We start from the raw sequence: 23,886 nt of genomic DNA on the forward strand, positions 1-23,886 counted from the left end.
GATAGCTATTGATGTAACGGAAAAACATGCGGACCCGCAAGCGGCTATCGGCGGAAAAGCACGAACTGATAGTTGCCCACACGTTTTATTGGGACGCCTCGATCCAAATTTAGCCATTCCAGATTGTTATGAACTTCACGTCCGATGGTCGTGATAGGATGGATCTGGTAAATGGGTTTCAGGCATGTTTGCGGCGTCTCGTTTGCTATCCTCTGTGTAAATCCGTTGGCTTCGACTAACTCCCTCGCGCAGCAGCAGCGTGTCGATTTTCCATACCCCACGCCACAAGACTTCAATCCTGCAGCTGGGTCCGGCGGAGATGACAGCGCCGCGTTGAATGCCGCCGTCGCCGCCACTGGGAAAGTCGCAGGTCGGAATGCTGGCCACCTTTACCTGCCGGCGCCATCCTCTGGATACTATAACGTGTGCGCCGATAGCTTCCGACCTCAGGGCGTTGCAAATGGCACCGCAAGCTTGGTCATTGAGGGGGCGTCGGCCGGGCGCGCCACGATCCGCGCAATGCCTGGCTGCTCAAGCGGGGCGGTCAAATTTGCCACGATGTATGTCGAAGGCGAGGGTTTCGGCGAGAGCGTGAAGAGCGCAACCAAGTTGACATTCGAAAATGTCAGGATTGATGGATCATGCATCTCTCGCTACACGGTTTATAATGCCTACACCGTCGGCTTGACTTTTCGCAGTTCGGTGCTGCGCAATGCGGCCGCCGGCAATGGTGCCAATTACTTTCAGAAGGCTGGCTACGAGACTTCCATCGATAACTCTAATCGATTGGAAAACGTCAATGACATTGGTCACGATTGCTATCGAACTCCGGCGGACCTTCCAGATTACAATCTTTGGGTCGCTGGCTCGGACAATCAAATCGGAGCAGTCGCAGTTGATGCGAGGATTGCTAATTTTTACGCGTCGCATGGAGGAAACAATCACTTTATCGGGGCGCATGCCTGGGGATATTCCGGAGGCACCGACAACCAACCGAATCTTCGCCCTCTATACAATTTCCTGTTGGAAGGTAACCAAGTTCTCATTGGTACGGTGGGCGATCAACCGCGTGTTGCCGGGGTCCGCCTGCAAAACACGATTTCGGATCATTCCGGCGCGATAATCATGGGACACACCATCACTGGGCCGCTGGAGCCAGATGTCAAGGGAATTTCATTAGGCGATGGCGTAATTAACTCGGCAATCTACGGCAATAATCTGAGCTATGCATCAGGGCCTAATGCGCTTGTTTCCGATGTACCCATTTCGCCGACAAACAATATATTGAACAATATAGGTTCGACAATTAGGCAACCGTGAAAGTCGTATTTCCAAGCTCATTTGCGAAGGCGGTGCGGTTAATTCGTAAGCGTTTAGAAGCCTCACATATCACTTTACTTGCGGATCTGGAATCTTGAGCGTCAAACGATCCAGGTGCCTTCGGTCGCGCGAGTCGCTCTATCCGGCGTCGAGCATCAATCTCTTTGAATATTTTTCCGCGAGCAGGCCAATCAACAGACATACACCGCCAAATGACAGGATATATTCCCTATCGAGAAGGCGATCGCTGTAGCTCTCGAAATATGCCGTGCGCATCCACTCCACGCACTGCACTATCGGGTTGTACGAAAGTGGAATTGCGATCTGATCTGGCAAATTTGGTGTCACGAAAAGACATCCTGAACCAAGATAGAATAGGATCGTCATCAGGGCGTACACCGTTACAAAAATGGGAAGGATTGTCGTCATGACGCTTATGATTGAACCGACTCCCAAAGCCAATAGAATTGTTGCAAGATAAGCAAAAACTGCTTGTAATGGGTCATCTGGATAGGGATCCACACCCATTGCTATGAATATAATCCAAATAAAAAGCAAAGTTATGAAGCCAGCGCTAATCTCTAGAAAAGCTCTACCATAAATTATATCGGTAACCCTTACTATGGGGAATGAAAGCATATTTTTGTTCAATATAATTGAATATGCCATAAATCTTGAAATATATATGAAGGTTAGTGTCGGAACCACGCCGGCCCCAAAAAATACCATAGGGCTACTCCCGTATGGTGCAGATCGTCCGGCATATGTATTCAAAAACAGTAGGACAAAAATATGTGTCAGCGGCCAAAGCGATTGCACGAGAAATCCAAGGCCGTGGTTGAAGAACCTCGTTCTCATATCGCGAAGAATAACGGCCATCATCACATGTCCACGCTCGCGCAGCGCTTCCTTTACAGTCTGTCTCGTGCTTCGCTGAAGTTGTCGCATCTGAACTTTAGAAAAACGGTGGTAGGTCGAAACCTAGCACGTGAAGGATGTAAAATGCGACGAACATCGCCGCCGTCACACCGGCCAATGGTAAGTTGAAGTCATTTGATGAAAAGACCATTTAACGCCTCTTTACACCGCCGCTCAAGTTCCTTCTTTGTGATCAAGTTATATCCTCAGTGACATCTTCGAAGGGTCAAGAAGTGTCGGAATCTCTCAGATTAGCCTTGAGTTGTCGGGAATAATCTTAGCGGAGAAGCCGAAGTTGTTGTCTTCTAGCACGTCGCATAAAAAGGGCCGACTAAAAAAAGCTGTTCATTAGCGGCTTTTAATCGCGACCCTCGGTGCTCCTCATTGTCGGGGATCACATTGAATGTGAAGAGTAATGTTTCCAGCAGGTGTTGGGCTTCATCATCAGGGCCATACTGCGTGTCTCGCGTTAGGTTGCCGTCGTAGGCTTAATTCGTTATAGGCTAATCAGGAATACTCGAAATTAAGGGGATGGGTGAAAATGCCCCGATATACTATAAAATCGATATGAGAATCACCGCCGTCGCTATTGCCGCCCTGATGTTTGCAAGTCAAGTCTATGCGGGTGAGCCGGTCGAAGCGAAAGTCTCCGTCTGCTTTACGCCGGCCGAGCAATGCGAGGCCAAGCATCGTCGATGCGATCGATCGTGTCCAATCATCCCATGCGCTGTAGCAGGCCGTAGGCAGAGTCGTGGAAGTAATAGCGGCAATATAGATCTTCAACACATGCGGCAGCTTTGGTTGTGGCACCTCAATACTCCCCTCGCGGCGGATGTAGAGTAAGCTGCAGATCCCGCAAGCCACGGCTGCCGTCGCGGCTGCCGGTTGCGGCGACGGCAGTGAAGATGCGTTCGGCGTCGTCGTACATTTTCAGATTGAGATAGCAGTATCCGCGCAGGACCATCAGGTCGACGCGTTCCTGCTGCAGTTGGGCTCGCTGATCGAGATAGAGCAAAGCCTCGTGATAGCGCTTGCCCTCAAAGGCCGAGAGAGCACGGTCGGCCAGGATGGCGACCTGTAATTCGGCCGCGCGCTGGTGGTTCATCGGCGCCTTGGTGGCGGCAACGGACGCATCGTTGGCAAGGCCAGCTCTCAAATAGGCCAGGCTCTGCCCATAGGCTGCCTCTTCGCGCGACTTCGGATCCGCACTGTTCAAGGCGACGCCAAAGGCTTCCACTGCTTCCATGGGCCGATTCAGGTTCATCAGGCACCAGCCTCGGGAAAGAGCGTTACCAGGCGTCAGCACTTGCGCGTTCACGGTGGTTTTGCATCCTGCCGTTTTGCGTGGCGAGCGGGTGGCGACCCGGGCGCGGGCCTGTGGTTCAGCATAAATCTGGGATGGTGCACTGCGGGCGGGCGCGATCGGCTGGTCGGGCATCTGCGCATTGACATAGGGCCGTGTCATCGAAGGCTGAGGTGCTGCCTGGGAGATTGGGGGGAGCACATTCTGCGCTGCGCCTTGCTGCATCGATGTTTGAGGCGGAGCCTGTGGTGCGGACTGTCCGGCTTGGTTGGGCGACGGCAGCGGTTCTGACGTCGGCGTTCGAGGCGCCGGCTCGCCGAGCACGGCGATGCGTTGGGAGCGACCGGCCCATAGTCTTTGAACTTCGGCAACACCCTGCCGGTCGTTCAGCTGATTGCGGGTAATGGCAAGGCCATAGGCGGAGGGTTCGTCGTCCGGCTTCCAGCGCAAAGCGGTCTCGAACCAGCGAGCAGCTGCCTGCTGCTGGTTCATCGAGCGCGCAAACCACCCGAACTGCTGGGCTGTCGGGACGTATTTCTGCTTCACGACCTCCGCGGCGATGCGGCCTAGGACATCTTCACTGAGGTTGGCCGGCGGTTGCAGCGCGATCAGATTGGCGGTCGCCGCAAGGTAGGTTGCCATCGCATCCTTGGATTCATTGCGCCACTTATACATGGCGTCTTCGGCTTCCTGCGGCTTGCGATCGGCGATCAGTACCAGTGCTAAACCCTGTGAGATCGTTGCCGAATCTTCCTTCTCGTGCGCTGCTTTGAACCATTGCTCGGCATCGGGGTAGTTGCCGCGACGCAAATAATACCAGCCGAGGAGTGCGTCATCGGATGCAAGGCCCTGGCTTCGGGCGACACGCTCGACCTGGGAGAGATAATCCCGCGATACCACCAGTTTCGGATCGTCATTGCCCTGGGCGACGAAACGGCGGGCCAGATCAATCCTGATGCCGTCGAATTCCCGCCCGCCATTGCCGTCGGGCCTTTCGAGAGCCAAAAGGTCCTGCATCGGCTGATAGGGCAGCAGAGCCGCCGCCTTCTGGATGGTCGCAAGCCTTTCTTGCGGATTGGTGCAGATCTTCAGGATATATTTATAGGCATCCAGGCCACGGGCGGCACGATCCGTGCTAATGAAGGCTTCGGCGACCCGCCAGAGAACATCTATATCGCTGCAGGTCAGCAGGCTCGGCGTTCTCGCGCCGATGTCGATCACGGTTTGATATTGCTTCAGATCGGAGGCGTTAACGAGCCGGGTGCGGGCTTCCGCGATATCGAGCCGCTCCAGCAGATCGGCGGGCGGCTGCCAGCCGGGTTCGCTAGTCTGTCGGTCGGCGACGGCCTTGCGCACTTCGGCGTAGCGGCCCTCCGAATAGAGCTGCCACATGGCCTCGAGCTGCTTGTCGCTATTTTGCGGTATGGCCAGCGGATCGGCAGGTGGCTTCCAATTGGGGTAGAGCGCCTGCAGTCGGGAGATTTCGGCCTGCAGTCGCGCCTTGTCGCCCCGGCTTGCAAAATAGCGCAATGCACTTTCGTCGACCTTCGGCTGATTATCGCCAGCTTGTGCCGGGTTGGACTGCTGAGGTGATGTTGGCTTCGTTGCTTGCGGCTGTGCCTGTTCCGGCGAGGCTTGCGCCACAGAATCCGCGGCGGTCGTATTTGCCGACTTCGCAGGAGTGTCGGAGAGAACCGCCGAGGGCGCAGCCGCCTGTATATGATCGGCAAGCGCCTGCAAGTCGGCGGGCTGTCCGGAGCTGCCGCCGGCCGAGCTGTTATCGGCGGCAAGCATCGCCTGCGGCTCGAGACGTGCCGACTTTGCCAGCTTGATCTTGTCTTCCGGCGAATCGTGATCCTTCGTCGCGAGCGTGAACCCCGCCACGGCGACGGCCATGAAAGCCATGATCAAGGTGGACTTTATAAACACTCCGGATGCTTCTCCGTGACGAAAGCCAGGCTCAACAGCTGCAAGGTGGCCGGATAGTAAAGCGATGGGGTAAACTGCCGAACCGAAGCAGGCAGTTTCGTACCGCTCACCACACACGCCACAACATCGTTAACAATTCTATAACCCACGTCGGGAAGCAGGTCCTTCGGCTTGCCGGTCGCCAGATCGATCGTGGCAGGCTCATCCTCCGCGACGGTCATTCCCTGCCGGAGGCGTGAAAGCAGCGCCTTGTCGTCGATCCCGGCGCGGGCCAGGTAAAGCGGGATCCTGACGCTATTATAGCCGAATTCCGCTTCGAAGCCGTCCGCGGGTTCCGGTTTCGCCTTGAGGCTTACCCAGTCGGCGGGAAGCTTGCGCGGGCCAAATTGCAGGGAGCGCAGCAGGGCAAGGCCGTCGTTGCTGAGCTTCTGCCAGCGATCGGAAGGCACCAGCAGCGCCATGACGGGGATCGCTTCGAAGACCCAATAAGATGGATTGATGACCGGCCCATCCTTACGCCCCGGTTGCCGGTAACCTTCGGCGCCTGGAATAAGCAGCGTCGTCCCTGCGGACGTGATGACAAGATGAGCAAGGATGGATCTCGCCATGCTTGCGGCCGTCTGTAGATAATCTCTATTGTTCCAGGCCGATCCCGCCAGGGCTAGTGCGTAAGCAATCAGCAGATCGCCATCCGAAGCATTGTTCGTGTCCGCTACATGCGGGATGACGGCCGGATCCCATTTCCAGACGGCAAGACCGTCATCGCGCAGCAACAGCTCCGTGCGGGTAAAATACCAGATCTGTTCGAAATCGGCCGGATTGTTGGCCAGGTAGGCAAGCAGCATGCCGTATCCTTGCCCCTCGCTATGGCTAATGCCGCCATTGCCGTTGTCGATGATGCGACCATTCACATCGAGGAATTTCGCCTTGTAGGCAGCCCAGGCCTGCGGATCGATTGCCGCTCGTTGAGCGGCAGCCGGTTGCGCTGCCGTCATAATGGCCGCGCTGCAGATAGCAAGAACAAGGCGCCGAAGCTTCATTCGCGCCTGCCGATCTTGGAAAGAACGCTTGCCGTGCTCACGCCGAGCAGGAAGGAGCCGATCACGAACAGCAAGGCGTAGGACAATATGTTGCTGGAAAGCCAGTTTGCGGCGATCAGCCGATAGTTTGTCAGCGACCAGGGCTGGGAGACGACAAAGCTGAATCGGCTTACGGGCACCGTATCGATTTTCCCCGTCTTGCCGGAATAGACCGTTATGCGACCGCCGATCTGCGACCAGGCATGTTGCGCGCTCATCGCCTCGGCGCCTGCCCGCAGGTCTCCGGCGCTGGGCGCGGTGACGACGGTCCAGGTTGCGTCATTGGTCGGATTTGCCTCCTGGGCGATCAGGAAGCTATTTGCGTTCGATGGTGTGAACATCTGTTCGGAGCTGGGAATAAAGCGCAGCGAGCTCAGGGTAATGTCAAAATTGCGATGCATCCATTGCTGAAAGTTCTGCATCTGCCCCTGCAATATCCCGCCATTGATGCGCGTGCGCCAATCGGCAATCGTCACCGAAGCCTCCGGTATATTGCCCTGGCCAGGGGCGGGCGGGCGCCAGGCGACCTGGCTCGCAGTGGAGATGTTCATTTGCGCAAGGATTGTCGACGGCAGCTGCGAAACGGATCCTATGAACAGCGCACTACGGGTGCCGACGGTATTCGGCGAGGCGGTCGGTTCGAAAGGGATAGGGTGACCGGCGGTGAGTGCCATCTGGCCTAGGAGCGTTGCGGTCGCGGACAAGGTGTCAGCATCCGGGCGATCGATGAAGAGCGCGGCGGGCTCGGTCTCGCGGCTGTAGGGGTAGCCTGTGCCGGTGAGAGCCGCCAGATTCGGGCGCTGTGCGATCCTCGCGAAATCCGGCACCGTAAACTGGCTCGTGTCGAAGAGTGCAAATCGCGGCGTCATGCTCGATGTCGCGGCAGGCGCGCAGGCGGTATCCTCATCGGCCAGTAACATGGCTTCAAGCGTGATGTTGTTCAGTCCCGGCTTGAAATGCTGCATCGTGATGCGGATGGGCAATTGCCTGAAGATGCCGCCTCCGGTCGCCGTGATCGGCTTGGTCGTGGCGATGCTGCCATTGACATAGACGTCGATGTGGCTGCCCGGCCGCACATCCTTGGCATAGGCCGCATCCAGCAGGATGGTCGCCTCGCCATAGGCATTCGCATAGAAATCGGAGGGGATCGCCACGTTGAAGCTGGTATGGAAACGCCGGCCGGAGAATTCTGTGGTCTTGACGCCCAGCTGTTCGAAGGAAAGGCTGGTGCCCGAATAGATCAGCGGCGCGTCGGGTGCGGACCATCGTTGTGTTACCAGCAGATCTCGACGGGTGCCTGGCGCGCGTTCGGTCGGCGACACGACCATGTCGACCGCAGACGCGATTGCCTGCCAGGATGGACCACTGATAAGGAGAAGCTGCTGACCGCTGCGAGGGTCCGTTGCAAAGGTCGCGAGCGCGCCACTTTGTGCTGCGGCCGGAACAGCAAAGATAGGCTGCAGCTCTGTCGGCGTGCCGACGACCACGGTCATTTTGCCCGGGCCGGGCGCGGGGAGGGCATCTGCGCCGAATGAAAAGGCCTGGTTCGGCATTCCGCTCAGAAGTGCCAGTCCCTGTGCCAGATGCAGGATCGGCTTGGTCGTCTCTGATTGAGCCAGGGCCGGTACGACGAGATTGAATTGCGTCTTGCCGGTGCCGTCGACACCGATTGCACGGATGGCATCGGTCGTCGACAGTTTTTCTGCGTCGCGGCCGGCGAAGCTGAGATAGGTTCTGGCGGGATCGATGTCGGACCAGAGTTCGTAGGTCGACGCAATATCACAGTCGACGCGGTGGCGCTGCGTCGCCTCGAAGGTCAGGAGATTGGCGCCGGGCTGAAGGAGCCCGCGCGGGATGTCGAAGCTGATATCGGACTCGTTGTCCGAGGAGCCGATCTGCTGCTGATGAACGGCGCGGTCGTTCACCAGAACGGTGATCTGGGATGCCTCCGGGGCGACGACAACTGCATTCTGATAGGCAAAAGTGAGTTTTGCCGGGGCTGCCGCCTGCTCAGGCGTCAGATAGATCGACCAGGACTTGCGATCGGCCTCGCCCTCCAATCGCAGCTTTGCGAAGGGAACGACATAGCGCCGGAAGGCCGATACGTCGTTGCCAGCGGTCGCCTGCTTCGTCTTCGATGCCGCTTGTGGCGTTGTCTGCATGGGAGCAACAGGCGGGACGGCCTTTGGCGCCGGTGTTTGCGGCGTAGTGGCCGGCGGCGTCATGACCAGAGGCGGCGCGACCTGTGGTGCGACGGCTTGAGGAGCGGTAGCCGGAGGCGCTACTGTTTTCGGGGACTCCATCTGCGGCGCGGCAGTTTGAGGGATAATGATCTGAGGTACTGTCGGCGCTTCGCCCTTCGGCCGCTCGCCGGACATGTCAAACGGCGCCGTCTGCGCCTGTGCCGTAACGGCGCCAAGGAGAAGCAGGAGGATGGGGAAGGTGCGGTTCATCAGCTTCTCGCCTTCGCATCCTGCCGTTGCTGCGTGCGATCGGAGCCCACACCTTTGAACAGATAGAGCAGGCCGCGGCTGGTCTGATAAAGCGACATGCTGAGGAACCAGAAGGTCCCGCGGATGATGCCGGGATTGCGCCGCCGCGCCTGCTGGAACTTCGTCCATTGATCGGAATTGGCAAAGACGAGATCGGCAATCAGGCGGTGGTCGGCAGCACCCTTCGGAATATATTGGCAGCCGATGGCCGTGATATCTCCCATCTGTTCGATATTGCGGACGACAATCGACAAGGTCACCATTTCGGCGCCGCTATAGGGCTGAAAGCGTATGGTCGCTTCCGAGCCGACCTTGACCGGCTCCAGATCCTTGTTGAAGACGTTCAACCTGGCGCCGTGGACGGAGACGTCCTCGATGGAAGCAGAATTCCACCGTCCGTCGATCCCGAATTCGCTGCGGCGATCGACCCGCACGCGCCGTGAAGAGGCGCGCTCCCCGCGTTCGGAGACAACGCCGAGCGCACAGCCGGAAAGGATGAGGTTGATGATGTTCCAGCCGCCGACGACAAGCGTGACGTCCGCTTTATAGGGCTCAGCATAGATGCGGTATATGGTGACCGCCAGCGCGATGACCTGAACGGCGAAGATGACGAAGAACGGACGGCTGATTTCCGAAAGCCGGCTGACGGCGATGGACTCATCCTTGGCGGTGACCTTGAAGGTTGGCTTGCGGGGATTGAGCATGACCGAGATCACCGCCGGCAACAGATGTACCGTCTGAACATATTCGTAGAGCTCGGAAATCCAGGGCCAGCGGAACGACCCATAGAGATAGTTCTGCATCATCAAGTTCACGAGCATATAGGCAAGCGTATAGGCGAGAAACTCGCTACCCGATGCCGTGAAGATCTCGAGATCGAAGAAGAGATAGCAGAGTGGTGCAAACAGGAAGATGGCGCGCGGAAACGGAAAGAGCCAGAACAGCGTCGAGGACATGTAGCAGAGCCGCTGCGGCAGCGTCAGACCGCGCTTCAAGAGCGGGAAGCGGAAGCGCAGGATCTGCATCATGCCTTGCGCCCAGCGGCTGCGCTGGCCGATGAAGCTTGCGAAAGTCGCCGGCTGCAGGCCGGCAATCAGCGGCTTGTCGACATAGATGCTGTTCCAGCCGGCGCCATGCAGCGCAAGGGCGGTTTCGCAGTCTTCCGTGATGCTGACGCCGCTAAAGCCATTTTGCGATTGCAGCGCCTTGCGGCTGAGCACGGCGGCCGAACCGCAGAAGAAGGCGGCATTCCACTTGTCGAGACCGCGCTGGATGATGCCGTAGAACATTTCGTTCTCGCTCGGCATGCTGTCGAACGTACGCAAATTGCGCTCCAGCGGATCCGGATTGATGAAGAAATGCGGGGTCTGAACCAGAAAGAGCTTCGGGTCATCCTCGAAGTAGCCGACGGTCTCGCGCAGGAAATCACGCGCGGGCGCATGGTCCGCATCGAAAACGGCGATCAGGTCGCCGTTCGAATGCTCCAAGCCGTTATTGAGGTTGCCCGCCTTGGCATGTTCGTTGCGGTCGCGCGTCAGATATTCGACATCGAGATCGACGCAGAGCCGCTTGAGTTCGTCATGGCGGGCGATTGCCGCTTGCGATTCCAAAATCTTCGTCGAATTGCGCTTCTGTAAGGTCCCGCCATCATCAAGCAGCCACACCCTCAGCTTGTCGGCCGGATAGTCCATCGCCTTGGCGGAGGCGAGGGTGTTGGCCAGAAGATTGGTGTCTTCATTGTAGGACGGCACGAAGACATCGACGCTCGGGAAGTTCTTGGTTTCGGAAGCGCGGTTGGTGCGCGGTGGTAGCGGCGTGGCGACGATGAAGAGGCTGAGCATCAGCATCGCCACGTTGTACATTTCGGCGAGGTAGAGCAGCAGGCCGGGAATGAAGTTTTCCGGCTGATTGACGGGCGGCAGCGTATAGGATGTGCGCCAATAGACATAACGCAGCACGATGGCGGTGCCAAAGGCGAGGGCCACCAGCCGCCAGGTTCCCTGCCGCTTGAGGATCTTGATGATCGCCATCAAAGTGACCACGACGGTGCTGGCAATCAGCTGCGTTTGAAGGTTGACCGGCAACGTGATCAGAATGATCCCGCAGAGCGCTATCACGGCCCATATCAAGATGCTGCGTGCAGTCTGCATTGGTGTCCCTTCAAAGGTATTGCCAGACGCCATCCTGGCGTCCCCAAGCGGAACCGCTGCTAGCGGCACCCCTGAGATATGCCAGTTGCCCCGTTACAGTCCGGTAAAGGCACGACGATATTGCTTGCAGTATTTGCCGGTAGTGGTGCGGCCGACGAACTCGCGCCGCTTCCGCCATTGATTTGGGAGGGCTCGTTTCCACCATCCGGCAGCGGTACGCGCGGTCCGATCATCGGCGGCAGCGCTGGTGCCGCCTGCGGCTGAGGTTGGATCACGACCGGCCGGCGCCTGATTGTCGGGCGCATTGTGACGGGGGCGGGCTGGTAGCCGATGCTGATCGGCGCAGTGCGGTAGGGTGCCGCGTCGGGATAGACCGGTTCGCCGGGCTTGCCGAGAGCAGCATCAGCACCGCGCGGTGCACCGAAAGGATTGAGCGCGGCGCCGGCAAAATGGCCAGCGATCGTATAACCGTAGACCGTGCTCAATAGCTCGCGTTCGCTCGCATGGGCGTCGCAGAGCCGGATGCGGACCTGCACCATGCCGAAATTGCGCTGCTCCTGCTGTGGCGCAAAGCCGGCCTTCACCTGCTGCCAGGCATAAAGACAGGTATCGCCGGCCCGGCTCTGGCCGGAAGCATAGCCGAACGGCCCGTAGCTGTTCTGGACGAACGTTGCCGAGCGCGCGAGCCGAACGCCAGGTATTGCGGCCGCCATTTCGCGAACAATCACCCGGTCACTGATCGTATCGAACGGCCGGCTCCCAAATCCCGGATTGGGGCCTGTTATGCCTTGAAATTGGACCTTGAGGAAGTTCTGGCCTGAAACGGAAGACGAGGTGGAAAGTGCGATCGTCTGCTCGACATCCTTGCCATGCCGGCGCTCGACCACGTTTATAATCGCTGGTCCACCGGGTGGCGGAAATGCCAGCGCCTTGTCACTTGTGACCGTTTCCACGCCGATCGATTGGTGAACCTGACCGGTTGTGGTGCAACCAGCCCCGATACAGGCCAACATTATCAAAACTATCGTCTTTGAAAAATGCATCTTTTAGATCGCGGCAATCCTGGTCACATTCATCGGCAAATTGCGCGACGGTCTTTGGAATCAAGTCCTTGTATTCACTATAGCAAATAAAGGTGATTATGGTTAACCGATGGTTAATTTCGCCCATTGGAGTGCCGGAAGAAGACAGAAATGCGCAGCCAACGCGCTCCATCGTGCCGAATGCGCGAAGCACGATATTTTTCCTAAGAAAAGGCTGAAACTTCAGGCGGCAAGCCTATGAATTCAGAATGAATTTTTTCTTCGAAATGCGATCTGGACGGCCCGGTTCAGCGCGACCGGAAGGACCGACATGTGGTTCTCTTCGGCATATACTTCAAAGGTGATCGTTCCTGTGGATGACACCAGTTTGCCCCATCTCTCAGCCATCTCGCGGGCAAGTTCTATCGTGCGCGTTTCCTTCGCACGCTCCTGACGTTTTTGCTCGTCGGCGGTACCTTTATGGAAGGGCGCGAGGATTTCGCCTTCATACTGACCGGCGGAAAGATGCAGTTCCGTATCGAGCGGCTCTTTGTAACTGTCGAGGAATTCTCTCTCCATCGAAAGAATTGCTGAATCTTCCCAGTAGATCGCCGGGCTTGCGGAAATCCAGCGGCTGAAGGCATCGGGTTTGCAAAACAGCGCGTAGAGCGTGAAAAGGCCACCAAACGAATGGCCGAAAAGCGTCTGGCGCGAGCGGTCGATCCGAGCTTGCCGCTCTATCCAAGGCTTGAGCTCGTCCTCGATGAGCGCCAGAAAGCGTTCAGCACCCCCGGTCTTTACATCCGACGTATCGGGAAAGAACGGCGGATAGACGCGTCCGGGCGGTGGGCTCAAATCCCAGGAGCGGCGGAGCGGGTCATATGGCTCGTCCGTGGGATAGCCGATGGCAACGATGACGCCTTCCGCGACATTGGTTCCGTTCGGATAGCTCGCCTGCACCTTCAGCGCGTCGACGGCGGTCGCAAAGCAGGCGTTGCCGTCGGTCAGGTATAGGATCGGCCAACCCTCCGCCGGTGCCGGTTTGTCCGGGCGATAGAGAAAGATCCTGTGCGGATGATCGGCGTTGTCAAACTTCAGGTCAATGAATGTGCAGCCGGGAAGGGTGGCCGGCGCCAGAATGGAAGCGGCATTGTGTGATGATGTATGAGACATGGCCTCTCCGGCTGACCGATCATGTGGGGCGCCGGAATAACAGCGCCGATATTTGCAGAAAGATGATGAAAAGTCTCATATTATTGGTGGCGCGATCTGGCAAGCGGGCCGAATGCTTTGCTAAGCGTAATTTTCAGGTGCCCTCCGCAATTTGGTGTTCGGCCATCGGGGCCATTCTGCAACATGAGAGTGGAAATGAATAAAAAATATGACTCTTGTACTCATGTATTCTTGACGCCGGCTGCGCCTGCGAACTAATTTGCGCCATCTTTTCCGAAACGGGCAGGCGCAAAGGGCTTATGAAGCAGAAATCCCATAATTATATCAGTAATTTGACACGAAAGAGATTCCATCTTGCAAGCGGCGTCACCGCACTTGCGACAGTGTTTGCTTTAAGTGGAAATGCCTTCGCGCAAGATGCTGCGGCCGATGCGAACAATGGAAATGCCACCCAGCTCGCGCCGATCATCGTCAGCGGCCAGTCGAGTGACGCAAGCGATAACACGACCGTGGCGGCAAAGAAGAGCAGGGGCGCAACCAAGATCAATACGCCGATCCTCGAGACGCCTCGTTCCGTATCGGTGGTGACCAAAGAGGAGCTCGAACAGCGCGGCGCTCAGGATATCGTCGAGGCGGTGCGTTATTCGGCTGGCGTCCAGACCGGCTCCTATGGCTTCGATCCGCGCTTCGATCAGGTCTATATTCGCGGCAATGATGTTACGACCGACGGCGACTATCGCGACGGGCTGCGGCAGCCCTACATGAATTATGCGATGTTCCGGACGGATCCCTATGCGCTCGACCGCGTCGAGATCATCAAGGGACCGGTATCCGTGCTCTATGGCGCCGGTTCGCCGGGCGGGATCGTCAATAAGATATCGAAGCTGCCGACCGAAGAGACGATCAGGGAAGTCGGCATTCTCTATGGAACGTCGGATCGTGCCCAGACGATGTTCGATTTTGGGGGCAGGGTCAATCAGGACGATGACAGTATGCTGTATCGCATCGTCGGCCTGGCGCGAAAGGGCGATACCAATTTCGATATCGCCGACGATCGTTATCTGATCCAACCGTCCTTCACCTGGAAGCCGGACGACACGACGAAAATCACCATCTATGGCTCAGCGCAATCGACGGAAACGGATGCCAATGTCGGCGCCATGATCGGCCCCGATGGCAATGTTCTCGACTATCGCGACAGCGACCCGGATTACGATTATCAGAGAACCAAGCAGCAGCAGGTCGGCTATCAGTTCGAGCATGAGTTCGACGGCGGCTTTACCTTCCGCCAAAACCTCCGTTTCTCTCATCTGGATTTGAAGTCACGCTATCTCAGTACCCTCGGCTGGGTCGGAGACGTCGCCCAGCGCGGTGCGACTGCGATCGGCGACAGGATGAACGTCTTCCAGGTCGACAACCAACTCGAATCCAAATTCGAAACCGGTCCGGCTGCTCATACCGTCTTGTTCGGTCTCGATTATACCCGCATGAGCGATTCCTTCGCCTATGGGATGGATGCGACGACCAGCCCCGCCTATGACTTCGATATCGGCAATCCGAGATATGGCGTATCCGGCCCGACACCGGCCTATAATTTCAGCCGGGTTGACGCCAGCCTGCAGCAGTTCGGCGCCTATGCCATGGATCAGATCGAACTCGACAAGTGGCGCTTCACGCTCGGCGGGCGTCAGACCTGGGTGAAGCAGTCGACCGACACCACCATTGTCTCCACTGATACGACAACCAAAGACAGCTTCAACAAGAATGCATTTTCCTACCAGGCTGGCGCGCTCTATCTCTTCGACAACGGCATCGCACCCTTCACCAGTTATTCCACCTCGTTTAATCCGGTCACGCAGCGGTCTGCATCCGGCAGTATTCTCGATCCGACCAAGGGCGAACAGTATGAGCTTGGCGTCAAATACCAGCCGCCAGGCACCGACATTCTGCTTTCGGCCGTTGCCTATCATCTGGTGGAGAAGAACAAGCCGGTTCTCGTCGATCCGCTGATGGGCATTTACGCCTCGCTCGGTGAAGTGACCAATAAGGGGATCGAACTGGAAGCCAGGGCAAACATCACCGATGGCTGGGATGTGGTTGCCGCCTATGCCTATAACCACTCCGAAATCACGCGTGGTGACAATGCCGGAAACGCACCGGCCGTAACGCCCCAAAACATTGCCAGCCTGTGGTCGAACTACACGTTCCAGGATGATTCTGCCGCAAAGGGCCTGACCGTCGGCGCCGGCATTCGCTATACCGGCGAGACCTATACCAGCACGGCCAACACCGACAAGAATGATGCAAGCGTCTACCTGGATGCGGCCGTGTCTTACGACTTCAGCGCGGTCGATCAGAAATATAAGGGCCTGGTTGCAAGCCTCGATGTCCGCAACATCGCCAACCGCCGCCTGACGGTCTGCAACGAGGGCTATTGCTACCTCGGGCAGGGCCGCAACATCACAGCCTCGTTGAAGTATCGCTGGTAAGCCTATCGGGGCGCCGTATTCTGTGCGGCGCCCGCTCCACCCCGATAGCTTCTTTCGTCGGCCGAACTCGACCTTACTGTCAGCAAGGCTACTTTGCAGCCTAAGCCTGTTGCAAGATACCCGCATTCTTGCCGATGCGGCGATGAGGCTGTAGCTAGCAGAAAATGTACCCGACCATCCCATCGCGAGGTTCCGTATGGCTGAGGTTCTTTTGTTCCACCACGCACAGGGATTGACCCCGGGTGTGCGAGCATTCGCTGATGAGTTGCGGGGTGCCGGTCACATGGTGCACCGCCTGACCTATTCGATGGACGCACTTTTCAAAGCATCGAAGAGGGGCTCGCCTATATCGGCGGTGTTGGATTCGACGATATGCGGGAGCGCGGTGCCCGCGTCGCTGAAGATCTGCCTCCTGCGCTCGTCTATGCCGGGTTCTCGTTCGGCGTGCTGCCTGCGCAGAAGCTGGCTCAGACACGGCCCGGAGCCCGAGGAGCTCTCTTGTTCCATTCCTGCCTGCCGATCAGTGGCGAATGGGCCTTCGGACCTTGGCCAGATGGCGTGCCTGTCCAGATTCACGGGTTGGAAAACGACCCGATCTTCGTAGGCGAGGGTGATATCGATGCCGCCCGGGAGATTGTGGCGAAGGTCGAGGACGCGAAGCTTTTCCTTTATCCCGGCGATCAGCACTATTTCGCCGACAGTTCGCTTCCGTCTTATGATGCGGGTGCAACTGCGCTGCTGACGAGCCGAGTACTTGAGTTCCTGGATCGCGTCTGATCGAAGCCAGTGTTTTGGTTTGAACTTGGTTCCCAAAAGTGGTCGTGCAGCGACGTAAGCAATCTGCCCGCCTTCGGCCGGCAAACATCCCGTTTGCATATATGCCACGCTCGGGATCGCCCGCTACGTGAGACTATGCCGCCCGTCGCCGCTTCATCAGCAATATCAGCAGCAGCGGGGCGCCGACGAGCGCGGAAACCAAGCCGGCTGGCATCTGGTAGGGAAAGGCGATCATGCGGCCGAACCAATCCGCAAGCACCATGAGACTGCCGCCGGCGAGTGCTGCACCCATAAGCTGGGGAGCCGCGCGTCGCAAGCCTAGCTCTCGCGCCAGATGCGGCCCCATGAGACCGATGAAGCTCAGGGGGCCGACGACCAAGGTTGCGGCCGCGGTCATGGCTGCGGCAAGGGCAAAGAGGCAGGCGCGGGCAAAGTTGACACGAATGCCGATTGCCTGGGCCGCCTGAGCCCCAAGCGGCAGCAGGTCGAGCCAGCGATGAGCCAGAAAGGTAAGCGCAAGGCCTGCTATTGCTGCCATCATCGCAGAGATTGCCTTTGGTGTATCAACGAGATAGGTCGATCCGCTCATCCATTGCATGACGATCATAGCGCGCGGATCGCCGCTCGCGGCCAGCACGCTGATGAAGGCATCCAGCATGGCGCCCAGCGCGATGCCCGTCAGAAGTAATCGTTCCGGCGCGAAACCGGATCGGATGCCGAATAGGAAGATGGCGATGAGCACGGCGAAGGCACCGATACCGCCGAAGCCCAGTTGGGCGGCCATGTCGGGAGCAGGCAGAAGGAAGAGAGCGGCGGTGACGCCGAGGGTAGCGCCTGCCGAAATACCCAGAACCTCCGGACTTGCCATCTCATTGCCGCTGAGGCGTTGCAGGATCGCGCCGACGACGCCAAGCATGGCACCTGCGGCAAAGGCACCGGCGATGCGCGGCAGACGATAGGGCAGTACGTCAGGCCAATGGAGATAGGCAAGCAGCTGCCATGTGCCATCCGGTGCACGCCCGAAGAAGACTGCGCCCGCCAGGAGAAGGACGAGCGCCGGAACTGATGCAAGCAAGAGTACGCGCGGCGTATGTAAGGCGCGGCTCGCATTCTGAGAGGGGGAGGGCGCGTTGCGCTGCGCGGCCTTCAAACGCGGCAGCATCAGGAGCAGCAACGGTGCGCCTAGCAGTGCAGTAATAGCGCCCGTCGGCAGGAAGGTCGAAGAAGCCCCGGAGAGCAGCACGAGGGCTTCATCGGTCAGCAGCAACAAGCCCGCGCCGATGAGGGGTGACCAGATGAGCTGGCTCTTCATCTGTCTAGCGCCGGCAAGCTGGGCGATGCGCGGCGCGATGAGACCGATGAAGCCGATAACGCCGACGGCGCTGGTGACGATCGCGGCAAGCGCAATTGCGATGCAAACGGCAACAACGCGCGTGCGCTTGACCGACAGGCCAAGTCCGCTCGCGCCGCTATCGCCTAGGTCCATGAGCCCCAAAGGCCGTGCCATCAACAAGGCCGCGATGGAAAGTGTGGCGATTTTCGGGAGAAGGGAAAGCGGAATGGTCCAGCTTTGCTGCGCCAGCGATCCGGCGCCCCAGATGAAGAGGCCGGAGAGATAGCGATCGTTCATCAGAACGAGAATGGCGGCAAGCGCTCCACTCCAGACGCCGACGATCAAGCCGGCAAGCACCAGCGACAAGGGCGAAAAGCCGCGCCTTGCGCCGATCAGGAAGACGACTGCCGCCGCCGCGGTGCTCCCGAACAGGGCAACGGCATCGCGGCTGAGGCCCTGAAGGGCGGGAAAGGCAAGCATGACGGCTACGAGCGCGAGATTGGCGCCGGCCGAAATGCCGAGCGTGGACGGAGAGGCGAGCGGATTGCGCAGCACCTGCTGCAGCAGGCTTCCCGACAGCGAGAGCGCGGCACCTGCCAGCAAGGCGGTGACGATCCTCGGCAGCGTCGAATAGATGAGTAGCAGGCGTTGCGGGTCGTAGCCTGCTTTCTGCTCAAACAAGCGTGAAAGGTCAGGCGCCAGTTGATACCAGGCAAGCAGGCTGGCGAGCGCGAACAGCGTCAGCGCCACGGCTGGAGCACCGAGGCCGTTATTTGCTTCGGTGCGGATCATGCGAATGTTTCCAGATGGTCAAGCAATATGCGCGCGAAACGCTGAGCCTCCTGCACCATGCCGAACATCAAGGTGCCCGGCAGCACGGATACCCGCCCGGCTCGGACAAAGGGAAGACTGGTCCACAACGGACTATCCTGGAGATTGTCGAGCACATTTGGCGGAAGCAGGGGTTCGAATGCGATCAGACGCAAGCTTTGATCGAGCGTCGCCAATTGCTCCAGCCCGATCGTCTCGAAGCCCCAGTAGTCGCCCGGCTTGGTCCAGGCGTTTTTTAGCCCGATCCTGGTCATGACGTTCTGGTAGAGGCCCGCGCCGCAATAAATGCGAGCATGGCGCGGATCGACAAAATTAATGAGCGCCAACGGCGGAGGGTTGAGCTTTTTGACGCGGTTTGCGCAGTCGTCGAAGAATTGTTCCGACCGGGCAAGGAATTCTTCCGCCTGTTGCCGCCGGCCGATGGCGTCGGCCAGCCGACGCGTCGCCTCGATGGAGCGTGACAAAGCCTCGCCGCCTTCGGCATAGATCGTCAGTTCCAGGACCGGCGAAATCGCCTCCAATTGCGGCTTCAAAGGCGCGAGATAGGGCGTGGTCAGGATCAGCGCCGGCTTGACGCTTGCCAGGACCTCGAGATTGATCTCGCTGGTGGTACCGAGATCGACGACGCCATTGGGCATTTTCGGTTCGACGACCCATGTGTCCCAATCGGCAAGCGAGGCGATGCCGGCCGGTGTTACCCCGAGTGCCAGCAGTGTCGATGCCAGGCCATAATCGAGGGAGACGATCGGGCCGGATATGGTTCCTGCAGCCACTCCCGCTTGCGGAACGGCAAAAAACGCCGCAGCAGCAAGCAGCGTGCGCCGGGAAAGCATCAGGTTCTCGAAGCTGCTATCAGATGACATAGGCAAGCGGCGTTCCATGCACGGGATGGGCAGTGACGCCCATATTGGTGCCGTAGATCGTATTGAGCGTTTCGGCCTTCATGAGGGTCGGCGACGGGCCTGCTGCAATGAGGCGCCCTTGCTTTAGCGCATGCAGATGATCGCAGAAATGTGCCGCGACATTGATATCGTGCAGGACGAGAATGACGCTCAGATCCTTTGCCCGGCAAAGCTCGCGGACGAGCCCGAGGATTTCCATCTGGTGGGCGATGTCGAGTGCCGATGTCGGCTCGTCGAGTAGCAGGCAGCGGCTGTCCTGCGCGACCAGCATGGCGATCCAGACACGCTGGCGCTCGCCCCCGGAGAGCGTATCCACGATGCGGCCTGCCAAGGTATCGACATGCGTCAACTTCATCGCGATCTCCACCTTTTCCCGATCGACATCGGTGAACCGCCCGAGCGCGCCATGCCAGGGGTAGCGCCCGCAGGCGACAAGCTCCTCGACGGTTAAGCCGGCGGCCGATGAGGTGTCCTGCGGCAGATAGGCGACAGCGCGCGCAAAGGCCCGCATATCGTAGGAGCCGGCGGCGGCGGCATCGAACAGGATGCGTCCGCCGGTCGGCTGAATCTGCCGGGCCAGCAGTTTGATCAGCGTGGATTTGCCGGAGCCGTTATGGCCGATCAGGCCGGAAATCTCGCCCGCCTTGAAGCTGATGTCGAGCGGATGAAGAATGGTTTTGCCGTCGACCTCGAAACGCAGGCCTTCCGTCGCGAAGACCGTTGCGTGACTTTGATCTTTTCCGGTGATCCTATCGTTTTTCATTATCATTCCTGCTGAAGCCCACCGGCTCCCTAAAATTCCGGTCGCCGGTGAGCGATGCGTTAGTTGATCGAGGTCAATGGCTTGACGAAGAAGAGACACGGATCGCTTTCGCGCCAGAGGGTTGGGAATATCTCGGCGCGTATGAAACCGTTTCTGTCGTAGAAGGCACGGGTCTTTTCATATTGCGGTTCGTCCCTGCCGCGCGGCGCGAGCGTCTTGACCGTCAGGAGCTTGCAATCGGAAGAGCGGGCGAAGGTCTCGGCTGCGGCCAGCAATCGCTTTCCGACACCGCTGCGATGGTGCCGGCGCCTGGTTGCTATCACGAGAATCTCCATGGCGGCCGGCGGATGGGCGCGCAGGGCAACGAAGCCGGCAACAGTATCCGCCTCGACGCAGCCGAACATCGGCAAGGCCTCCACGGCTCCCGCGCAGGCATCGATGACATCGGGGTCGGTAAACCAATCGGTCAATTCCGTCATGATGTCACGACAGATGGCGCCTTTGGATTCGGTTATCTCGATGGCTTCCTGCATTTTCCCTTTCCTGGCGACGGAGTGCAGTTTGCGGGCCTGATGGCGGTGAACCGCCATCAGGCCCGCATCTCCCGCACCCGTGCTGTTCGGTTTCGTCTGTGGCCGCTGCCGGCAGCGCAAGAATGGTCGGCCTCAAGCGAGATAGCGGCGAGGCACCGCGAATGCGCCTCCCGCAGAAGGCCGCAAACAAGGGCGCAGGATACACCCGCCTCCCTGGCGATGATGTTCTGGGGGATATCGTCGAAATAGTGCTCCTCGTAGAACTTCCGGGTTCTGGCAGGCATGGATTCGACCGTGCAGCGGAAGGCCTTGTAGGCCTCGGCCTCGTGAAGGCGCTCCTCCGGGCTTCCATAGGCCGAGGTATTGCCGCCCACTTCCTCTTCGACGAACAGGCCCCGCTCATATTGCCGGCGTCGCACATGATCGGTCGCCAGATTGCGCACCATCCGCATCACATAGGGCGTTGGAGCCGCTATATCCTCGTTCAGCGGCTTGGAGACCAGCTGCAGGAGAACTTCCTGCACGACATCCTCGGCCAAGCTCATGCAGCCTGTGATCCTGCATGCGACGGAGAGGAGCTTCGGATAGGCGTGAAGTGCTGTTTGGAGTTGCGCATTGGAAGTCGACTGCGAACGGTTGGCAATCATGTCGGGCTCTCGCTGAAATCCAAAGTTGCATTTCTGTGTGCCCCTCTTTTTGAGAGGAACCTATAAAACATGATAATAATAGTCAAGATAGCAGTGTCGAAAAGTGAAGCATCTCCTAAATCAAGGTTTATCCACCTGATTTTATTTCAATTTTTCATGAGATCTAGAAGAAAATCCCGCTTTTGTGATGCCGCCATTTCGGCCTTGCTGCAGCCCTTGATGTTGCGATAGCCCACTGAAAATCCCCGCTTTCTTCGTCGCTGATACGGCCGGAATGGGTGAATATCGCTTCGCCGGATACCTGGCATCTGCCTTCTAAAGTTGTATTTACCGGCGTCAGCATCACGCTGTGCGGGTCGACCAGAAAACCCCGGCCGAAGCATTTCAACGCAGCCTCTTTCTGAACCCAGCGGGTGAGAAAAACATCACGGCGATGTCGTTCATCCAATTGATGCACCTGATTGAACTCTTGTTCGGAAAGGATCATCGGCATGATCTCGGAGGCTTCCTTCTCCGAAAATGCATCGAGACGCTCGATATCGATGCCGATGCGGGCGCCGCGGCAAATCGCAAGTGCTATGCGGTCTTTCGCGTGCGACAGATTGAAGTCGATGTCGGGGTAATCGCGCAGATAGGGTCTGCCGGAAGGGGTAATCGCAAGACAAAGTGCTTGCGGGGCGCAGCCAAGCAGATTGGCGATGACGCTTCGACATAGGACCCGGCCGGCAACGAAAAGGCGCCGCGCCGAGCATGATCTGAACGCTGCGGCACGGCTTTTTTCTGCCTCGCTCAAAATCGAGTCCGGTACGGGAAGCCCGTCAGACAGGTGCAGGCTATGAAGTTCCACCTGCACCGTCTCTTCCCCCGGTTGGCCCGTCTTCACCTATTCCGCTGCCTGTCCCATGTGAGAGGGAAGGTTCGACGGCTGTCCGTGCGTTTCCCACTGTACGATGGGATCGAGCTGATCGAGATCAAAATGCTGGCGGCCGAGCAACGCGTTGGCGATGACCGCGCTGCGCCATGCGGCAAGGCTGAGCTGCGGCTCGGCAATGCCATGGCTATGGCGTCCGGCATTGAGAACGAAGATACGGTTCTCCCGTGGCCCGTCCCATGTCAGCGAGAAGTCGCTTTCCAGCACCGGTTCGCCGATGGAGCTGAGCTCGATGCGGTTTTCGAGCGAATGCAGGAATTCCGGAAGCACAAAGCGATAGCCGGTTGCAAAAACGACCATGTCGACCGTCAGTGTTTCGATGCTGTCATCGAAGCCGTTGCGCATGGTCAGCGTGATTTCGGGACCATCCTGCTCGGCTGCGATGACGTTGCGGAAGGGGCGCAGCGATATGCTGTGGTCGGGGTGCCCGGCGGCATCGAGCTTTCGCTCGTAGAGCCGGCGATAGAGCTTCTTCAAGGTAGAGGCGGAAACGCCGTCGCTCGCCAGCACTTGCCGGCGCGTGTGAGTGAGCCGCAGCTCTTCGGGAAGTCCGTGGAAGCGCTCCATGTAGCTTGGTGTGAAGAGCTCATTGGTGAATGGCGTCGCATCGAGCGGCTCGAAATTCGGCCGGCGGCTGATCCAGTGGATGGATGAAACCCTATTCAGATCCAGGAGCGCATCGACGATCTCGGCGCCGCTCTGGCCGCCGCCGATGACGCCAATGCGGGGCGCTTTGACATCACCGAAACGTTGCGTCGCTTCGCTGCTATGGAAGGTCATGGACTTCGGCAGCTGTTCGGCCCAAGCCGGACGAGACGCTATCTTGCCGACGCCGACGGAGAGATTGCGAGCGCTGATCGCACCATCGTCGGTGGCGATGGAGAAAAGGCCGTCATTGGCATGGACCTCTCGGACGCTCGCGCCGAAGCGGAGCGACGTTAGCCCGCGCGCGACCCATCCGAGATAGTCGGCGAATTCCTTGCGCGGAACGGCTTCATATTCCGCATTCAGAAACTGATAAAAGCGTTTATGCGCAACGAGATATGAGAGGAAGCTCCACGGACTTGTCGGGTTGGTGGCCGTCACCAGATCCTTGAGGATGGATGTCTGCATTTCCGCACCCGGCAGCATCATTCCCGGATGCCATGCAAAGGATGGACGCCGTTCGAAGAAGCGGACGGAAAGTTGCGGTATGGAATCGAGCTGAGCGGCAAGGCTGAGGTTGAAGGGACCGATTCCGGCCCCGGCGAGGTCGAGCACGTGCGATGTCATGGTGCAGCTCCAGAATGATGTA

At 58.5% G+C, this 23,886-nt stretch carries 17 protein-coding genes and 1 pseudogene; 3 read left to right on the forward strand and 15 right to left on the reverse strand.

All coding sequences use genetic code 11. The features are described from left to right. The first annotated feature begins 171 nt into the window (after nucleotides 1-171). Nucleotides 172-1,320, forward strand: coding sequence for a hypothetical protein (locus FHX05_RS21040; RefSeq protein ID WP_183874250.1), 1,149 nt, complete (start codon nucleotides 172-174; stop codon nucleotides 1,318-1,320). A gap of 138 nt (nucleotides 1,321-1,458) precedes the next feature. Here the strand turns inward: FHX05_RS21040 and FHX05_RS21045 are convergent, their stop codons facing one another. The 8 genes from FHX05_RS21045 to FHX05_RS21080 form a co-directional block, all read right to left on the reverse strand. Next, nucleotides 1,459-2,202, reverse strand: coding sequence for an ABC transporter permease (locus tag FHX05_RS21045; RefSeq protein WP_246699026.1), 744 nt, complete (start codon nucleotides 2,200-2,202; stop codon nucleotides 1,459-1,461). An 847-nt stretch (nucleotides 2,203-3,049) separates the two neighbouring features. Then, a complete protein-coding gene (locus FHX05_RS21050; RefSeq protein WP_348648330.1) occupies nucleotides 3,050-5,470 on the reverse strand; it encodes a cellulose synthase in 2,421 nt (806 codons plus the stop codon). Further along, nucleotides 5,461-6,510 carry a glycosyl hydrolase family 8 gene (locus FHX05_RS21055; RefSeq protein ID WP_183874254.1) on the reverse strand — a complete coding sequence of 350 codons (1,050 nt, stop codon included), beginning with the start codon at nucleotides 6,508-6,510 and terminating at the stop codon, nucleotides 5,461-5,463. Before FHX05_RS21055 ends, FHX05_RS21050 begins: the two co-directional genes overlap by 10 nt. Next, nucleotides 6,507-9,002, reverse strand: coding sequence for a cellulose biosynthesis cyclic di-GMP-binding regulatory protein BcsB (locus tag FHX05_RS21060; RefSeq protein WP_183874256.1), 2,496 nt, complete (start codon nucleotides 9,000-9,002; stop codon nucleotides 6,507-6,509). Before FHX05_RS21060 ends, FHX05_RS21055 begins: the two co-directional genes overlap by 4 nt. Beyond that, nucleotides 9,002-11,191, reverse strand: a complete 2,190-nt coding sequence (gene bcsA / locus FHX05_RS21065) for a UDP-forming cellulose synthase catalytic subunit (RefSeq protein WP_112611555.1) — start codon at nucleotides 11,189-11,191, stop codon at nucleotides 9,002-9,004. The genes FHX05_RS21060 and bcsA overlap by 1 nt, the downstream gene beginning before the upstream one ends. Nucleotides 11,192-11,250: 59 nt before the next feature. After that, a complete protein-coding gene (gene bcsN, locus FHX05_RS21070; RefSeq protein WP_112412570.1) occupies nucleotides 11,251-12,234 on the reverse strand; it encodes a cellulose biosynthesis protein BcsN in 984 nt (327 codons plus the stop codon). After that, nucleotides 12,125-12,427 (reverse strand): hypothetical protein, encoded by a 303-nt coding sequence (locus FHX05_RS21075; RefSeq protein WP_162700896.1) that lies wholly within the window; start codon nucleotides 12,425-12,427, stop codon nucleotides 12,125-12,127. The genes bcsN and FHX05_RS21075 overlap by 110 nt, the downstream gene beginning before the upstream one ends. Nucleotides 12,428-12,477: 50 nt before the next feature. After that, nucleotides 12,478-13,386, reverse strand: a complete 909-nt coding sequence (locus FHX05_RS21080) for an alpha/beta hydrolase-fold protein (protein ID WP_183874259.1) — start codon at nucleotides 13,384-13,386, stop codon at nucleotides 12,478-12,480. A 299-nt stretch (nucleotides 13,387-13,685) separates the two neighbouring features. Here FHX05_RS21080 and FHX05_RS21085 point away from each other — a divergent pair, with 299 nt between their 5' ends. Continuing rightward, complete coding sequence (locus FHX05_RS21085) at nucleotides 13,686-15,875, forward strand: TonB-dependent siderophore receptor (protein WP_183874261.1); 2,190 nt, start codon at nucleotides 13,686-13,688, stop codon at nucleotides 15,873-15,875. 196 nt (nucleotides 15,876-16,071) lie between these two features. Further along, nucleotides 16,072-16,652, forward strand: a pseudogene (locus FHX05_RS21090) (dienelactone hydrolase family protein). 133 nt (nucleotides 16,653-16,785) lie between these two features. Here the strand turns inward: FHX05_RS21090 and fhuB are convergent. The 7 genes from fhuB to FHX05_RS21125 all read right to left on the reverse strand — a co-directional run bounded on the left by fhuB (nucleotide 16,786) and on the right by FHX05_RS21125 (nucleotide 23,864). Continuing rightward, entirely contained in the window at nucleotides 16,786-18,777 is a 1,992-nt protein-coding gene (fhuB, locus tag FHX05_RS21095) for a Fe(3+)-hydroxamate ABC transporter permease FhuB (RefSeq protein WP_183874263.1), read from the reverse strand. Continuing rightward, a complete protein-coding gene (locus tag FHX05_RS21100; protein WP_183874265.1) occupies nucleotides 18,774-19,679 on the reverse strand; it encodes an iron-siderophore ABC transporter substrate-binding protein in 906 nt (301 codons plus the stop codon). The genes fhuB and FHX05_RS21100 overlap by 4 nt, the downstream gene beginning before the upstream one ends. Further along, nucleotides 19,669-20,481: an ATP-binding cassette domain-containing protein gene (locus tag FHX05_RS21105; RefSeq protein WP_183874267.1), complete on the reverse strand. Its 813-nt coding sequence runs from the start codon at nucleotides 20,479-20,481 to the stop codon at nucleotides 19,669-19,671. The genes FHX05_RS21100 and FHX05_RS21105 overlap by 11 nt, the downstream gene beginning before the upstream one ends. A gap of 59 nt (nucleotides 20,482-20,540) precedes the next feature. Next, nucleotides 20,541-21,014, reverse strand: a complete 474-nt coding sequence (locus tag FHX05_RS21110; RefSeq protein ID WP_183874269.1) for a GNAT family N-acetyltransferase — start codon at nucleotides 21,012-21,014, stop codon at nucleotides 20,541-20,543. Nucleotides 21,015-21,070: 56 nt separating this feature from the next. Continuing rightward, the gene (locus tag FHX05_RS21115) at nucleotides 21,071-21,661 is read right to left on the reverse strand and encodes a sigma-70 family RNA polymerase sigma factor (protein WP_183874271.1); all 591 of its coding nucleotides are present in this window, start codon (nucleotides 21,659-21,661) and stop codon (nucleotides 21,071-21,073) included. Nucleotides 21,662-21,824: 163 nt separating this feature from the next. Next, nucleotides 21,825-22,544 carry a 4'-phosphopantetheinyl transferase superfamily protein gene (locus FHX05_RS30790; protein WP_183874273.1) on the reverse strand — a complete coding sequence of 240 codons (720 nt, stop codon included), beginning with the start codon at nucleotides 22,542-22,544 and terminating at the stop codon, nucleotides 21,825-21,827. Next, a complete protein-coding gene (locus tag FHX05_RS21125; RefSeq protein ID WP_183874275.1) occupies nucleotides 22,545-23,864 on the reverse strand; it encodes a lysine N(6)-hydroxylase/L-ornithine N(5)-oxygenase family protein in 1,320 nt (439 codons plus the stop codon). It lies immediately after the preceding gene. Nucleotides 23,865-23,886 lie beyond the last annotated feature (22 nt).

This window comes from Rhizobium sp. BK491 (assembly GCF_014194925.1).
Taxonomy (GTDB): Bacteria; Pseudomonadota; Alphaproteobacteria; order Rhizobiales; family Rhizobiaceae; genus Rhizobium.

What these genes read in the sequence shown, in the direction of transcription:
- FHX05_RS21045 (WP_246699026.1), bottom strand. Translation starts at nt 2,202, where the DNA reads ATGATGGCCGTTATTCTTCGCGATATGAGAACGAGGTTCTTCAACCAC.
- FHX05_RS21110 (WP_183874269.1), bottom strand. Translation starts at nt 21,014, where the DNA reads ATGCAGGAAGCCATCGAGATAACCGAATCCAAAGGCGCCATCTGTCGT.
- FHX05_RS21125 (WP_183874275.1), bottom strand. Translation starts at nt 23,864, where the DNA reads ATGACATCGCACGTGCTCGACCTCGCCGGGGCCGGAATCGGTCCCTTC.
- FHX05_RS21080 (WP_183874259.1), bottom strand. Translation starts at nt 13,386, where the DNA reads ATGTCTCATACATCATCACACAATGCCGCTTCCATTCTGGCGCCGGCC.
- bcsA (WP_112611555.1), bottom strand. Translation starts at nt 11,191, where the DNA reads ATGCAGACTGCACGCAGCATCTTGATATGGGCCGTGATAGCGCTCTGC.
- FHX05_RS21105 (WP_183874267.1), bottom strand. Translation starts at nt 20,481, where the DNA reads ATGAAAAACGATAGGATCACCGGAAAAGATCAAAGTCACGCAACGGTC.
- FHX05_RS21055 (WP_183874254.1), bottom strand. Translation starts at nt 6,510, where the DNA reads ATGAAGCTTCGGCGCCTTGTTCTTGCTATCTGCAGCGCGGCCATTATG.
- FHX05_RS21100 (WP_183874265.1), bottom strand. Translation starts at nt 19,679, where the DNA reads ATGTCATCTGATAGCAGCTTCGAGAACCTGATGCTTTCCCGGCGCACG.
- FHX05_RS21060 (WP_183874256.1), bottom strand. Translation starts at nt 9,002, where the DNA reads ATGAACCGCACCTTCCCCATCCTCCTGCTTCTCCTTGGCGCCGTTACG.
- fhuB (WP_183874263.1), bottom strand. Translation starts at nt 18,777, where the DNA reads ATGATCCGCACCGAAGCAAATAACGGCCTCGGTGCTCCAGCCGTGGCG.
- FHX05_RS21085 (WP_183874261.1), top strand. Translation starts at nt 13,686, where the DNA reads ATGAAGCAGAAATCCCATAATTATATCAGTAATTTGACACGAAAGAGA.
- bcsN (WP_112412570.1), bottom strand. Translation starts at nt 12,234, where the DNA reads ATGCATTTTTCAAAGACGATAGTTTTGATAATGTTGGCCTGTATCGGG.
- FHX05_RS21115 (WP_183874271.1), bottom strand. Translation starts at nt 21,661, where the DNA reads ATGATTGCCAACCGTTCGCAGTCGACTTCCAATGCGCAACTCCAAACA.
- FHX05_RS21040 (WP_183874250.1), top strand. Translation starts at nt 172, where the DNA reads ATGGGTTTCAGGCATGTTTGCGGCGTCTCGTTTGCTATCCTCTGTGTA.